General features: G+C 62.1%; 13 protein-coding genes. 11 read left to right on the top strand and 2 right to left on the bottom strand.

Features of this window, described 5'->3' with window-relative positions; translation table 11 throughout:
- Positions 1–73 precede the first annotated feature (73 nt).
- Together PAN31108_RS15635 and PAN31108_RS15640 are read left to right on the top strand one after the other, a co-directional pair.
- Positions 74–964, top strand: coding sequence for a LysR family transcriptional regulator (locus PAN31108_RS15635; RefSeq protein WP_174995010.1), 891 nt, complete (start codon positions 74–76; stop codon positions 962–964).
- Entirely contained in the window at positions 961–1,872 is a 912-nt protein-coding gene (locus tag PAN31108_RS15640; RefSeq protein ID WP_150669739.1) for a LysR family transcriptional regulator, read from the top strand. The genes PAN31108_RS15635 and PAN31108_RS15640 overlap by 4 nt, the downstream gene beginning before the upstream one ends.
- A gap of 23 nt (positions 1,873–1,895) precedes the next feature.
- Here PAN31108_RS15640 and PAN31108_RS15645 read toward each other — a convergent pair whose 3' ends face one another.
- Positions 1,896–2,585, bottom strand: coding sequence for a FadR/GntR family transcriptional regulator (locus PAN31108_RS15645; RefSeq protein WP_174995011.1), 690 nt, complete (start codon positions 2,583–2,585; stop codon positions 1,896–1,898).
- A 299-nt stretch (positions 2,586–2,884) separates the two neighbouring features.
- Here PAN31108_RS15645 and PAN31108_RS15650 point away from each other — a divergent pair, with 299 nt between their 5' ends.
- From PAN31108_RS15650 to mdeB, 9 genes are all read left to right on the top strand, one after another.
- Positions 2,885–4,051: an aminotransferase class V-fold PLP-dependent enzyme gene (locus PAN31108_RS15650; RefSeq protein ID WP_174995012.1), complete on the top strand. Its 1,167-nt coding sequence runs from the start codon at positions 2,885–2,887 to the stop codon at positions 4,049–4,051.
- 141 nt (positions 4,052–4,192) lie between these two features.
- The gene (gene cuyB, locus PAN31108_RS15655) at positions 4,193–4,966 is read left to right on the top strand and encodes a cysteate racemase (protein WP_150669742.1); all 774 of its coding nucleotides are present in this window, start codon (positions 4,193–4,195) and stop codon (positions 4,964–4,966) included.
- A gap of 231 nt (positions 4,967–5,197) precedes the next feature.
- Entirely contained in the window at positions 5,198–6,376 is a 1,179-nt protein-coding gene (metC, locus tag PAN31108_RS15660) for a cystathionine beta-lyase (protein WP_150669743.1), read from the top strand.
- A 19-nt stretch (positions 6,377–6,395) separates the two neighbouring features.
- Positions 6,396–7,235, top strand: a complete 840-nt coding sequence (locus PAN31108_RS15665) for an ABC transporter substrate-binding protein (protein ID WP_150669744.1) — start codon at positions 6,396–6,398, stop codon at positions 7,233–7,235.
- Positions 7,236–7,270: 35 nt separating this feature from the next.
- Positions 7,271–7,969 (top strand): amino acid ABC transporter permease, encoded by a 699-nt coding sequence (locus PAN31108_RS15670; RefSeq protein ID WP_150669745.1) that lies wholly within the window; start codon positions 7,271–7,273, stop codon positions 7,967–7,969.
- Positions 7,970–7,971: 2 nt separating this feature from the next.
- On the top strand, positions 7,972–8,667 hold the full coding sequence (locus PAN31108_RS15675) for an amino acid ABC transporter permease (protein WP_150669746.1): 696 nt from the start codon (positions 7,972–7,974) through the stop codon (positions 8,665–8,667).
- A 2-nt stretch (positions 8,668–8,669) separates the two neighbouring features.
- Positions 8,670–9,419 carry an amino acid ABC transporter ATP-binding protein gene (locus tag PAN31108_RS15680; RefSeq protein ID WP_150669747.1) on the top strand — a complete coding sequence of 250 codons (750 nt, stop codon included), beginning with the start codon at positions 8,670–8,672 and terminating at the stop codon, positions 9,417–9,419.
- Positions 9,420–9,511: 92 nt separating this feature from the next.
- The gene (gene ilvB, locus PAN31108_RS15685) at positions 9,512–11,203 is read left to right on the top strand and encodes a biosynthetic-type acetolactate synthase large subunit (protein ID WP_246184001.1); all 1,692 of its coding nucleotides are present in this window, start codon (positions 9,512–9,514) and stop codon (positions 11,201–11,203) included.
- A gap of 84 nt (positions 11,204–11,287) precedes the next feature.
- Positions 11,288–13,951: an alpha-ketoglutarate dehydrogenase gene (gene mdeB, locus PAN31108_RS15690; RefSeq protein WP_150669748.1), complete on the top strand. Its 2,664-nt coding sequence runs from the start codon at positions 11,288–11,290 to the stop codon at positions 13,949–13,951.
- Between the two features lie 182 nt (positions 13,952–14,133).
- Here the strand turns inward: mdeB and PAN31108_RS15695 are convergent, their stop codons facing one another.
- Complete coding sequence (locus tag PAN31108_RS15695; RefSeq protein ID WP_150669749.1) at positions 14,134–15,012, bottom strand: 2-hydroxy-3-oxopropionate reductase; 879 nt, start codon at positions 15,010–15,012, stop codon at positions 14,134–14,136.
- Between the last annotated feature and the right edge of the window lie 69 nt (positions 15,013–15,081).

Here is a 15,081-nt window from a genome sequence, read left to right on the forward strand (position 1 = left end):
TTAGAGAAAGCGATTTTTTAGAAACCTAAGGTATTCATTTTCGAGATGAATGCCAAACGAATCTGCCCGCGTCATGACGACTTTCAAACAGATCGAAGCCTTGGTGGCCGTGGTCGAGACGGGATCGTTCGAGCGAGCGGCGGCGCGGCTTGGGATCGTGCAATCGGCCGTCTCCCGGCACATCAAAGAGTTCGAAGAGACGTTTGACTATCCGCTGTTCGATCGAAGCGGGAGATCGGTTCAGTTGACGCTCGAAGGCGGTGCGGTTTTCGCGCGGGCGCAGGCGGTACTTCGGCAGCGAGACGCCGTGGTGAAGGGTTTTCTCAATACCGAGATCGCGCACCGCTCCCTCAGATTGGGCGTGACCGAACTCTATGCGCTCACACGCCTGCCCGAGTTCGTGTCGGCGATCCGCGAAGCCTACCCGGCGCTGGATTTGCAGTTGGACGTGGGGCACAGCATTACCCTGTACGAGAAGTTGCGTGTGTCCGAGCTCGATATCGTGGTGGTGCCCGATCTGTTCGGCGCGACCAATCTCACGAAGCGACTGCTGTCCAAAGTGCAGCATGTGTGGTGCTGCAGCCCGTCTGTCGACATTCCGAAAACCCGTATTCGCGTGCCCGATCTGATTCGCTACCCACTGCTGATTCCCGGGGCGCCGTCCGGCACCGGGGCGATGATCGTCGAGTGGCTGCGCGATCAGGGGCTCGACGTGTCGACGCGCTTTTCCAGCGGCAGCCTCGTCGCGCTCGCCGGTATGGCGGTATCGGGACAGGGCGTGGCTTTCCTGCCCACGGCTGTCACGGAACCTCTGCAATTCAATGGACTGCTGCGGGAGGTCGGCGTTTCTCCGAGCATTCCGCCACTACGCTATGTGGCCGTTGCGCGCACCGAAACCCTGACGCCATTTTTCGATGCCATCCTCGATCTGGCGGAGCAAACCTGGGCGGATGCGGCGCGATGAGCTCACTCACGATCAAGCAGGTCGAGGCGTTCTATTGGGTCGCGAGGCTCGGTACGGTAAGTCGTGCCGCCGACAAACTGCATATCACCCAATCGGCGGCGACCAAGCGTTTGCAAGAACTCGAGTCCGCCTGCGTGCATCCTTTGTTGGAGAACATCGGCTCGAGAATGACGCTCACGCAAAAGGGGCGCGAAATGCTCGTGGTTTGCGAGGCGTTGCTGGCGCGTCTTGCGGAACTCGATGCGTTGAAAAAGGATTCGCCTGTATCGACGCGAACCCTGCTGGTCGGATTGACCGAGGTGGTCGCCATGACCTGGTTCCCCGAATTCATGAAACGGATGCGCAAGACGTATCCGGACGTGGTCGTGCAACCGGCGCTCGTGCACCGCTCAAGCGTGCTTCGGGAAAAAGTGCTGGACGGCACGCTCGATCTTGCGTTTGTCCCGGACGTAGGCGTGTCCGCCAAACTGATGCGCGTGCCCCTGAATATCGAGCCCTACGCGTGGTATGCGCCGGTGGGGACGTTCCCGGAGGGCGAACTCCTCTCACTTCAGGCGCTGGCGGCGTGTCCCATGATCGAGCAGGAGGACCGTTCCGTCATCAATGACGTTTGCCGTGAACTGCTGTCGAGTTGTGGCGTGACCCCGCAGCGCTTGTCTGGCGGGAGCGGCGTATTCGGGACTGCCGCATTGGTCGAGGCGGGCGTTGGGGTGAGTTGCTTGCCGCAGCGTCTGATGACGTCTCACGTGGCGCAGCGACGGGTGCAGCGGATCGAAACCACGCCTGCGGCGCCGAGCCTGCGCTACTGCGCCATCGCACAACGGCAACCGAGCTCCGTGCTGGGCGCCGCGGCGGCGGAAATTGCCCGGCAAAGCTGCGTCATGGAATCGCGGGAACAAGGGCAATAACGTGCGGGTGAGGCATTTGCCCGTCAATCTTCCGTTTCGCCATTGCCGACGAGCCGCGCCGCGCTCAGCATATTCGCCTGTTCCCCCATCTTCAGGTGAGAAAACATCGCCTGCTGCGCACGCACCGGGTCTCGGTCCCGGATGGCGGTGATGACCCGGCCGATTTCGTCCACCGACATCGCCATTCTGCCCGGCACGTCGGTCGTGTGATTCCGGCTTTGCGTCAGCAGATCGCGCAGTGTGTCCATGACTTGCACGAGCACGCGATTGCTTGTCGACCGGGCGATTGCCCGATGCAGTTCTCCATCGAGAGCGCGAGCTTCCGTCGACGAGAGCTTGCCGCTTTTGGCCTTGCGTTCGAGCTTGGCATGGAGCGTTTGCATCTGCACGATCTGCGCATCGGACGCTCGCATGGCCGCCCATCCTGCCGCCTGCGTTTCCAGGACTTCACGCAATTCGAACAGTTCTGCGGTGGAGCCGCGCTGCACCAGCACGGCATTTTCGGGCTTCTCCGACAACGCGACACGATCGTCGTGCCCGCTGACGAACACACCATCGCTTCTGCGAATACGCACCGCGCCCATGCCGCTGAGCATTTTGAGCGCGTCGCGCAGCGAGGCGCGACTAATCCCAAAAATCGTCGATAACTCACGCTCGGGTGGCAACTTGTCGCCCGCGCGCAACCGGCCTGTGGCGATCGCACTCAGGATCACTTGCGCCGCCTCGACGCTGACGACCGATTCCGGTGTGAGCTCAAGCCGACCGAATACGTCGGCCGTGTCCCTGCGCGGCGGGCGCCTGGGCGTTCGTGTTGCTTTCTCGCTTGAAGCCAAGTCTGTTCAATGTGTCGGGTAAGGGGCAGGCCATTGTACTCCAGCGATGGTTGGCTTCGCGCCACTTGACGCGCGAATTTTGTTCCCGCAGCATGATTTTATTGGTCTGACCAATGATTGTAAAAAACGATAAAAATCAACAATTTGAAATTTTATTGGTATGTTGAATGGAGGGTAATGTGAGTGCGATTTTCGAGCAGTTGAATATCCGGCGTGTCGTGAATGCTTCCGGGACGGAGACCCCTTACGGGGCCGCCCCGGTGCGCTCGGAGGTCATTCGGGCGATCAGCGATCTCGTGCCGTATTCGGTGATCATGGCGGAGCTTCAGGCGACCGCAAGTCAGGTCATCTCGCGCATTCTGGGCAGCGAGGCCGGTTGCGTGACGGGGTGCTCGGCTGCGGGAATCACCGTGGCTGTGGCCGCATGCATGACTGGACGCGATCTCGGCAAAGTCGAGCAACTCCCTGACACAACGGGCATGAAGTGCGAGGTCGTCATGCAGCGGGGTCACGAGATGACCTACGGCCAGAACGTCTCGCAGAACGTGCGTATCGCCGGCGCCAAGGTCGTGGAGATCGGCGCGGCCACCCAATGCGGTGCGTATCAGTTGCGTCACGCGATCACCGAGAACACGGTTGCGGCCTTGTATGTCGTGTCGCCGCTCACCGTGCAGCAGCGCCTGATCGATTTGCCGACGTTTTGCGCGGTGTGTCATGAGCACGGCGTGCCGGTGCTGGTCGATGCCGCGTCGGTGCAGGATCCGCGTCCGCTGATCGCCGCCGGCGCCGACATCGTGATTTGCAGCGCTCAGAAAACCTTCTCGTCGATTACCGGCGGCATTCTTGCCGGGCGTCTCGATCTCATTCAGGCGTGCATGTACCAGGAGCACGGTATCGGCCGTCCGATGAAGGTCGGCAAGGAGGGGGTGGTCGGCGCCATTGCGGCGCTGGAGGCCTGGTCGCGCGATGACCCTGCTGCCCACCGAAGCGCCGTCACGGCGCGCCTGAATCGGGTCATGGATCGGCTCAAGGCGATCCCGGGCTTGTCTCCGTCGGTGCAGAAAGATCAGGTGCTACTGCGCGTCAACGAAAGCGAGGCCGGCGTATCGGCGTACGGTCTGGCCCGCAGCCTGTTCGACCACGATCCGGCGGTCATCGTCTGGAGTCAGTTTGCGAGCGAAGGGCAGTTGCTGATCACGTTGCGAAAGCTGTCCGACGACGCGGCCGACTACGTCTGCGACCGGATCGAGGAGATTTGCGCAACGGGAGAGGCGACCAAGCTGGCCGCGCCGAACATCGGTGACGCCATCGTCGCCCGTCTGGCCGAGTGGCCATACTTTGTCTGATAAAGCGGCGCGAGGCGCACACATGGCGATCGCCGCGAGATGGAGACTCTCATGACCCCCGGTGTTTCGAGTGCAATGCCTCGCGCCACGCCTGCGGCGCTGAGTCCGGTACAACGCTGCCGCTTCATTCAAGGATTTCTCATGACGACGGATTTTTCAGGCCGGTTTCTCGGCGTTCTCGGTGGCATGGGGCCTCTGGCCGGGACGTACTTCGTCCAGCGCCTGATCGCACTGACGCCGGCAACGCGAGACCAGGAGCATGTCCCGACGATTCTGTGGAGCGACCCGCGCATTCCCGAGCGTCCGGCCGGGTTCGAGAGACGGGGCGAGGACCCGCTTCCCTGGCTCATCAACGGCGTGTCCCAGCTCACGCGATGCGGCGCCGGCGCCATCGCAATCCCGTGCAATACCGCCCATCTCTGGCACGAGCAGATGTCGGCGGCCACCAACATCCCGGTTCTCCACATCGTGGGCTCGGTGTGCGAGGAATTGCAGCGCCGGCATTTGCAAAACGCATCCATCGGATTGATGGCCACAGCCGCAACGACGCGCGCGGGCATGTATCAGCGCATCATGGCGCGCGACGGCTTGCGTTGCCTGGTGTCTCAGACCCCCGAATTCGAGCGATTGTGTGCGCAGGCCATCGACTTGGTGAAGCGCAATCAGGCAGACGCCGCATTCGATGCCGCAGCGAAGTGTGTCGAAATGCTCGCCGATCTGGGAGCCGACGTGGTGGTGCTGGGCTGCACCGAACTGCCGCTCGCGCTGCCCTATGCGCGTCGCACGTCGTTGCGTTTGCCGGTCATCGACTCCATCGACACGCTGGCGTCATCGGCATTGCGTTGGTGGCGGCAATCCGATCCGCATGACGCGCCGTTCGCCCCGCTGCACACCGCGTCGAAGCCTGGGGTATGACACCTGCGCGAGCAAGCCGTTGAAATTTTGTGATAGACCGCGCGCAAGCCAAAAATGACATTTCGATCATGGCGCGTCGGTCGCATTCGCAGCGCTCACCGACGCACCGCTCGCGCCGTCCATGAAAGCGTTCATGACGGCCGCCGCGAACGCCGTGTGAAATTGACGGCGTCATCGAACAACAGGACGAATGAGAGGGGCAGCGCGATGGCAGATGGGATGGTAGCCGGGATGGCAAACACGGTAGGGCAAAGCACCAAACTGGCGAGTAGCCATGCTTCGCACGCGCAACCGGGCAAACCGGTGAGCCCTCCCGTCTACCGGCAATCGACGCTGACTTTTGAGACGGTGGCCGAGCTCGATGCGGTCAAGGGCTCCGCATTCACTTACGGCAGGCATGGCAATCCGACGACCCGGCAGATCGAGCGCTTGTTGTGCGATCTCGAAGGGGCGCATGGCGCAATGCTCACGCCGAGTGGGCTGAGCGCCATCACGACGGCCATTTCGGCCGTCGTGCGGCCGGGCGATCACATCCTCGTGGCGGACTCGGTGTACGGGCCGACACGTGAGTTCTGCGATCGCACGCTGCGACGTTGGGGCGTGGACGTGACGTATTACGCCCCCACGATCGGTAGCCAGATCGGCACGCTCATGCGTTCCACGACGCGACTGGTGGTCGCGGAGTCGCCCGGCTCGCTCACTTTCGAGATGCAGGATATTCCCGCGCTCGCGGAAGCGGCGCATTGGCATGGCGCGTTGCTGATGATCGACAACACCTGGGGTACGCCGCTGCATTTCGCGTCGTTCGCGCATGGGGTCGATATTTCGGTGCATTCCGCGTCGAAATACATCGGCGGCCATGCCGACCTTTGCATGGGCGTGATCCTCGCCGCAGAACCCGTCTATGGCGAGATTCGTGCGTGTTACCGCGAATTGGGGTTGGCGGTCGGGGCTGACGATGCGGCATTGGCGCTTCGCGGACTCCGGACTCTCGCGCCCCGTCTCGCTTGCCATCAGCGAGGAGCGATCAATATCGCGGCATGGCTGTACGGACGCCCCGAAGTCGCCGACGTCCTGTATCCGGCACTGCCCACCGCAGCCGGTCACGCGATCTGGCGGCGTGATTTCACCGGGGCCTGCGGCCTTTTCGGCGTACTGCTTCGCGACGCGTATGACGCCAGAACCGTCGCCTCGATGGTGAACCGGCTGTCGCTGTTCAGTCTGGGCTACAGCTGGGGCGGCTTCGAAAGCCTTGTATTGCCGTGCGATCCACGTGGGACGCGCACGGCCACGACATGGGCGCACGAGGGCGCGCTCGTGCGTTTTCACATCGGACTCGAGAACGTCGACGACCTCAAAGCCGATCTCGATCGAGCGCTACGCACCCTGAACGACAAGACAACTGCTTGATACCCCCAGGAGAAATGAGATGAATCAAAACCGTGCGAAATACCTGCCGTGGCTCGCTATCGTATTGTCGGCCGCCACGCTGACGGCCAGAGCCGACCAGTTGGACGACGTCATGCGGCGAGGCGAATTGGTGTGCGGCGTGCTCGGCACCGACGAGCCGTTCAGCTACATGAAAGACCCGAGCACGCGCGAGATCGTCGGCTACGACGTCGATCTTTGCTATACGGTCGCCAAGGGGCTGGGCGTCAAGGCGACGCTCAAGCAGATTTCGGCCGCCGCACGAATCCCGGAGTTGCAGCAAGGGCGTGTGGATTTGCTCGCCGCATCGCTCACGCATAACAAGGAGCGCGAATCGCAGATCGATTTCTCCGTCTCCACGTTCATCGCCGGCCAGAAGGCGATGGTGCGCCGTGACAGCGGCATCACGACGCTGGCGCAGCTCAATGGCAAGCGCGTGCTGACCATCAAAGGCTCCACGATGGAGGCCAACATTGCCGCGAAGCTCAAGGGCGCACAAACCATTTCGTTCGACACGAATCCCCAGGCATTGCTGGCGCTTCAACAAGGAAAAGGCGTGGCGTATGTCAACGACGAGACCAGCCTGGTCGGCAATCTCGCCAAGATCGGCAGCGAAGCGAAAGACTACGTCCTGCTGCCGGAATACTTTTCCAAAGAGCATATCGCGCTCGGCATTCGCAAAAACGAGCCGCGTCTGAAAGCGAAGGTGGACGGGATTCTCACCGGCATGGAGGCGAGCGGTGAGGCGCAGAAAGCCTACGACAAGTGGTTCGGTCCCGGCACGAAGATGAACCTGCCTGCGCGCAGCTTCAAGATCGAGACGGACAAGATCGACGACTGATCACAGATCGTTTCCCCCAATCACATCGACGCTCCATGGACTCGACTTTCCACTTCTCAACGGTATTGCACGGGCAATACATTGAGTGGCTCATCAGCGGATTCAGGCTGTCGCTACTGCTCTCGGCGATGGCGTTCGCGCTGGCGCTGCCTTTGGCGATCGCCATCGCCCTGATGCGCTTGTCACCGGTTCGCAGCGTACGCGCCGCGGGGCAGGGCTACGTCGAAACCGTGCGCAATATTCCGCTACTGGCGCACATGTTGTTCTGGTATTTCGGCGCGCCGCAGATCCTTCCGCACGTCGTCAAGGTCTGGCTCTACAGCATGAACGTGGAGTTCGTCAGCGCGTTGATCGCGCTGGTGATGTACACGGCCGCCTACATGGCAGAGGACATTCGGAGCGGAATTCGGTCCATTCCCAGGGAGCAACTGGAGGCGAGCCGTGCGCTGGGCTTCGGGTTTCTCCATTCGATGCGCCTGATCGTATTGCCGCAATCGCTTCGTGTGATCGTGCCGCCGCTTGCGAATCAGACGCTGAATCTGTGGAAGAACTCGAGCGTTGCGACCGTCATCGGCGTGGCGGAGATGATGTACCAGTCGCAGCAGGTCGAGAGCGCAACGTTCCGGGGATTCGAATCGTTTGCGTTTGCGACGTTCGCCTATCTGAGCGTGTCGATTCTGATATGCACGTTCTCGGTCTGGTATCAGCGCAAGTTTCCGGTGAGGAGTATTTGAGCATGGTCGACGTTTTGCAAAATTACGGCCTGTACTACCTCATCGGTCAGTACCCGAACGGGCCACTCGGCGGGCTGGCGCTCACGCTACTGCTGGCCGCTGCCGGTCTGGTGCTGGCAGTGCCGGTCGGTGTGATTTTCGGGCTGTGCCGTACGAGCCCCTTCGCGGTGTTGCGGCTTCCCGTCACCGCGCTGGTCTTTGCCGTGAGAGGGACCCCGCTGCTGATGGTGATCTTCTGGGCGTACTTCCTGCTGCCGTCGGTGACTGGGCATCGCACGGACCAGTTCGGCACGATGCTCGTCTCGCTCGTCATTTTCGACGCCGCGTATCTGGCGGAGATCGTGCGGGCGGGGATCCAGGGCTTGCCACGCGGACAGATGGAAACCGCCCGGTCGCTGGGACTCAGTTACATGGAAGCGATGTTCAAAGTCATTCTTCCCCAGGCACTGCGCAACATGCTGCCGTCACTGCTGAACCAGCTGGTGTCGACCATCAAGGAGACGTCCCTCGGTTACATCATCAGCCTGCCGGAACTGTCGTTCATCGCAGGTCAGATATCCGCGCAGGTCGTATCGAAGTCGGTCGAAGTCTACGTGATGCTGGGGCTGAGCTACTTCCTGATGTGCTTCGCACTGACCCGCTCCGCATTCACACTGGAAAAGCGGCTTGCGATTCGCACCGCTTCGTCAAAGGTCTAAAGATGATCAAGATTGAGAATGTCAACAAGTGGTATGGCGATTACCACGCCCTTGTCGACGTGAACGAAGTGATTTCCAAGGGCGAGGTCGTGGTGATTTGCGGTCCGTCCGGCTCGGGGAAGTCGACGTTGATCCGCACGTTGAACCGTCTGGAGATGATTCAGTCCGGCACGATTCACGTCGATGGGAAGAACATCTACGAACGCGGTATCGACGTGAATGCCTTGCGCAGCAATATCGGCTTCGTGTTTCAGCAGTTCAATCTGTTCCCACATCTGAGTGTGCTGGAGAACTGCATCATGGCGCCGATGCGGTTGCGTCGGCAGAGCCGGAAGGACGCCGAGGCGTTTGCCATGAGCCTGCTCGAACGCGTCGGCTTGCCGAGCAAGGCGGCGTCGTATCCCTCGCAGCTCTCGGGCGGGCAGCAGCAGCGTGTGGCGATCGCCCGCGCACTGGCGATGCGCCCGCCCGTGATGTTGTTTGACGAGCCGACGTCTGCGCTGGATCCCGAGATGGTCAACGAGGTGCTCCAGGTCATGAAGGGGCTGGCGAAAGACGGCATGACGATGGTCTGCGTAACCCATGAGATGTCGTTTGCGCGAGAAGTCTCCGATCGCGTCATCTTCATGGATCAGGGATGCATCGTGGAGCGCGCCGAGCCGAACCGCTTCTTCCGCTCTCCGGAAAGCCCGCGCGCCCGGAAATTCCTGGCGGATATCCGGCTGCCGATGAACGACACGTGCCTTTCATGATGCCCTCGGAATTCAAGACCGCCGCAAACGCGCCAACGGGGGCGAACGGCACGCATGACCCGAGCGCAGGCGAGTCCGCCCGCCTCGCATCGATGAGCGGTGCGGCGATGGTGCTCGAGGCGCTCGTGATGGAAGGCGTCGATACGATTTGGGGCTACCCGGGCGGCGCTGTACTGCCGTTCTACGACGCATTGGCGCAACAAGACAGGATCGAGCACATTCTCGTGCGCCATGAGCAAGCGGCGATTCACGCGGCGGACGGATATTCCCGGGCGACCGGCAGTGTCGGCGTCGCGCTCGTGACGTCGGGGCCGGGCGTCACGAATGCGGTCACGGGGATTGCGACCGCCTATTTCGACTCCATTCCGCTGGTCGTCATCTCGGGCAATGTGCCGCTCTCGGTCATCGGGCAGGACGCCTTTCAGGAGTGCGATGCCGTCGGCATCACACGGCCTGTCGTCAAGCACAGCTTTCTGGTGCGGCGGGTGGAAGATATTCCCGCGACGATGAAAAAGGCATTCCATATCGCCAGAACGGGGCGCCCCGGCCCCGTACATGTCGACGTGCCGAAGGACGTTGCATTGGCCGTCGGGAGGTTCGAGTATCCCGAGCGGTTGGCGTTGCGGTCCTATCGACCTGCGTCTGCCGGGCATTCCGGGCACATTCGGCAGGCTGCGAGGCTGTTGCGCGGTGCCAGCGCGCCGTTGATTTACACCGGGGGCGGCGTGATCGCGTCGGCGTCGGCGAGTGACGTCATCGAGTTGGCATCGCTGCTCGATGCGCCGGTCACCAGTACGTTGATGGGGCTCGGCGCGTTCCCGGCGTCGGATCCCCGTTTCATCGGCATGCCCGGAATGCACGGGACCTATGAGGCGAATCAGGCCATGCAGGCGTGCGACGTGATAATCGCCATCGGCGCGCGCTTCGACGACCGGGTCATCGGCAATGTGGATGACTTCTGCTCACGCGCTCGCGAGATTATCCATATCGACATCGACCCTGCGTCCATCGCGAAACGGGTGCGTCCCACCGTGCCGATCGTGGGCGACGCGCGTTGTGTCGTCGCAGAACTCAACCGGGTGTTGCGCGAGGACTCGGCCAGCAACGCGTCGCGCGATGCCTGGTGGGCACAAATTGCCACGTGGCGGGCGCGTCAGTGTCTCGCTTACAACGACACCGGCGAAATCATCAAGCCGCAGTTCGTCATCGAGACGATCGCCGCACTGACGGGGGGCAACGCATTCATCTGTGCCGATGTCGGGCAACACCAGATGTGGACGGCACAGTATTTCGGCTTTGATCGTCCGAGGCGTTGGGTGAATTCCGGTGGATTGGGGACCATGGGCGTCGGTCTGCCGTTCGCGATGGGGGTCAAGCGTGCATTTCCCGATCACGATGTGTTCACGGTGACGGGCGACGGATCCATCCAGATGTGCATTCAGGAGCTTTCCACCTGCCGGCAGTACGACCTGCCCATCAAGATCGTCTCGCTGAACAACGGTCATCTCGGCATGGTCAAGCAATTGCAGGACGTGGAGTACGGCAAACGCCGCTCACATTCCTACATGGAAGCACTGCCCGATTTTGCGGCGTTGGCCCGGGCGTATGGGCACGTCGGGCTCAGGATCGACCGCCGTGCCGACGTGGAAGGGGCGATTCGCGAGGCGATGGCGATGAAGGACCGCACCGTCTTCATGGATTTTCACGTCGATCCGGCCGCAGATGTGTGGCCGATGGTGCGTAGCGGCCGGGGGCTGGAGGACATGTTGCTTCCCTCGGCCTGACGTTCGCGAAGCCGGCCAGCGCGAGAGGGCGTCGGCGCCCTGCGTCGACACCACACCGGCATCATTCCCTATCGAGAGAGACAGATGAGTCAGCAAGCGGCCGGCGTCGTACCGGCAGGAGACGAAGACGAGCAGGAAACCCGGGAGTGGCTCGATTCCCTGGATTCGGTGCTGAAGTACGGTGGCCCGGCGCGCGCCAGGTTTCTACTGGACCAACTTGAAGCGCATGCCAGGAACCTCAAGATTCAACGGGGGGCTGCGCCTTACTCGGCGTACCAGAATACGATTGCTGCCGACGAGCAGCATCGTTATCCCGGCGACCTGGCGCTGGAGCAGCGGCTCACGTCCATCATGCGATGGAATGCGCTGGCGATGGTCGTGCGCGCGAACAAGTCTTACGGCGAGTTGGGCGGGCATATCGCAAGCTATGCTTCGGCGGCAGAATTGTTCGAGGTCGGGTTTCATCACTTTTTCCGTGCCGACGGACCGCATGGCAAGGGGGATCTGGTGTACTTCCAGCCGCATTCCGCCCCCGGTGTCTATGCGCGGGCTTATCTGGAGGGACGCCTGAGCGAGAGCGCGCTGGCGAACTATCGACAGGAAGTCGGCAAGGAGGGGCTGTGCTCGTACCCGCATCCCTGGCTGATGCCTGATTTCTGGCAGTTCCCCACGGGATCGATGGGGATTGGTCCCATCAGCGCCATCTATCAGGCGCGTTTTCTGCGCTACCTCGAACACCGCAAGATTTCGCAGACGGAAGGCCGCAGAGTGTGGGGCGTTTTCGGTGACGGCGAGATGGACGAGCCGGAATCCATCGCGGCGCTCTCGCTTGCCGCCCGCGAGAAGCTCGATAACCTGACGTTCATCATCAACTGCAACCTGCAACGGCTCGACGGTCCGGTGCGCGGCAATGGTCAGGTCATCAACGAGCTGGAGGCGCTGTTCTCGGGCGCCGGATGGAATGTCATCAAGGTGATTTGGGGATCGGAGTGGGATGCCCTGTTTGCGCGGGACAAGAACTATGCGTTGCTGCGCCGCTTCTCGACGATGGTGGACGGGGAGTACCAGACCCTGGGCGCGAAGGACGGCGAGTACAACCTGTCGCACTTCTTCGATACCGATCCGGAGCTCAAGGCATTGGTCAGCGAATTGACGACGGCGGAGATCGACGGATTGCGCCGTGGCGGTCACGACTTCAAGAAGCTTTACGCCGCATATCGGGCCGCGACCGAGCATAAAGGTCGACCGACCGTGATTCTCGCGAAGACGAAAAAAGGTTTCGGGATGGGCGACGCCGGCGAGTCTCGCATGACGGCGCACCAGCAGAAGAAGCTCGATGTCGAGGCGCTGCGCGCGTTCCGAAACCGCTTTTCCATTCCGCTGGACGATGACGCCGTAGATGAAATGCGCTTCTATCGCCCTGCCGAATCCACACCGGAATTCGCCTACCTGCATGCGCGCCGGGCGGCGCTGGGGGGATACCTGCCGCAACGCGCCCGCCAGGCCGAGCCGGTCGCGGTGCCGTCGCTGGAGCGCTTCGGGCAGTTTGCGCTCGCGGGTGACGAGCGCGAGACGTCCACGACAACGTGTCTCGTGCGGTTGTTCACCCATCTGCTCAAGGACAAGACGATCGGACCGCGCGTCGTGCCGATCGTCGCCGACGAGGCGCGGACTTTCGGCATGGCCAATCTGTTCCGCCAGATCGGGATCTACTCGCCTGTCGGTCAGATGTACGAGCCGGAAGATGCCGGATCCATGCTGTTTTACAAGGAAGCCGTCGACGGTCAGTTACTGGAGGAGGGGATCACGGAGGCCGGCGCCATCGCGTCATGGACGGCGGCGGCGACGTCCTACAGCGTCAACGGCGTGCCCATGCTGCCGTTCTACATCTACTACTCGATGTTCGGTTTCCAGCGTGTGGGCGATCTCATCTGGGCGGCTGCCGATCAGCGTGCGAGGGGCTTTCTCATCGGCGCGACGTCCGGCAAAACCACGCTGGCCGGCGAAGGCCTGCAACACCAGGACGGCACCAGCCATGTCGTTGCGGCGACCGTGCCCAATTGCCGTGCGTATGACCCGGCCTTCGCCGGCGAGGCGGCGGTGATCGTTCATCACGGCGCCAGGCGCATGATGGAAGAGCATGCGGACGAGTTCTACTACATCACCGTAGGCAACGAAAATTACCCGCAGGCGCCGTTGGCCGACGATCAGCACGAGGCTGTCATCAAGGGAATGTATCGATTCCGCGAGTTGTCCCCGACGCATGGCTTGGCGGACAAACGCGTGAGACTGCTGGGATCCGGCGCGATCTTGCGTGAAGTGATTGCTGCGGGCGACGTGCTGGCTCAGGTGTGGGGCATCGGCGTGGAAATCTGGAGCGTGACCAGTTTCTCCGAGCTGGCTCGCGACGCGCGGGAGTGCGAGCGCCTGGGCTTGTTCAGCGACGCGTCGACACCGCAGTCATATGTCGGCACATGCCTCGCGGGCGATGTGCCGATCGTCGCGGCGACGGATTACGTTCGTGCCTATCCTCAACTGATCGCCTCCTACGTGCGAGCGCCATACACGGTGTTAGGCACGGACGGTTTCGGGCGCAGCGACACCCGCGCACAGCTGAGAGGATACTTCGAGGTCGATCGCGACCATATCGTTGCCGCCGCGATCAAGGCCGTCATGCCTGAACGCCATGGCGAAGCGCTAGAGCGCTATGGGATTGCGGCCGGGCCGGGCGGCCCCTGGGAGGCGTGATCGAATCGAATCGCATCGAATCGCATCGATGGGGTCGGCTGGCGCGCGGCCGCATGAGACATGTGCCGCAGCGCCTCGACCTGTCCCGGTTCGACCGGGACAGGTCAACCGCTTCGGGCAGTCCGTCGATCTGGCGGAAGCCCGCAGCATGTCGCCCGGCATGTCGCCCGGCATGTCACGCATTACCCGATCGTGTGGTTCGACATGCTTTCGATGGATTTGATCAGGGCGGAGTGGTCGAGCGTCTCGTCGCCTTGTGCCGCGATCACGCTGAATAGCTGGGCGCAGGATGCCGTGTTGGGCAACGCAACCCCCAGCGTGCGGGCGCTATCGAGCGCGAGGCGAAGGTCCTTTTGGTGCAGCTTGCTACGGAAGCCGGGCGCGAATGTGCGCTCGATCATGCGCTGACCATGTACTTCCAGAATTCGCGACGAAGCGAAACCTCCCATGAGCGCTTCCCGTACTTTTGCCGGGTCTGCGCCGGCCTTGGAGGCGAATACGAGGGCCTCGCTCACGGCCTCGATGGTCAGCGCCACAATAATCTGATTCGCGATCTTGCAGGTCTGGCCCGCACCGGCGCCACCAACGAGCGTGACGTTCTTGCCCATCGCATCGAACAACGGCTTCACGCGCGCGAACGCAGATTCGGTGCCCCCGACCATGATCGTCAACGACGCCGCTTTTGCGCCGACTTCGCCGCCGGAGACCGGCGCGTCGAGATAGTCGCAACCGAGCGCATCGATTCGCGAGGCATATTCCTTGGTCTTGAGCGGGTCGATCGAACTCATGTCGATGACCGTCTTGCCGGCGCTCAGGCCGCTCGCCACCCCGTTGTCCGCGAACAGGACCGCCTCGACGTCGGGCGTGTCGGGAAGCATGGTGATAATGACATCCGCTCGCTGCGCGACCTCCCGAGGGGAGTCGCAGCCAATGACGCCGTTCAGCGCTGCCGGCAGCGCACCGTTGCGTTTGTAAGTGAACAGTGAATGGCCCTGCGCGAGCAGGTGCGCCGCCATGGGGGCGCCCATAACGCCCAAGCCGATAAATCCGATGTTTGTCATATTGAGTCCTGCATGCGAAGGAGGGAGGGCAGCGTTTCGCCGAAGCGAGGCGAATCAAGGCAAATCAAG

The organism is Pandoraea anhela (genome assembly GCF_902459655.1).
GTDB classification, from domain to species: domain Bacteria; phylum Pseudomonadota; class Gammaproteobacteria; order Burkholderiales; family Burkholderiaceae; genus Pandoraea; species Pandoraea anhela.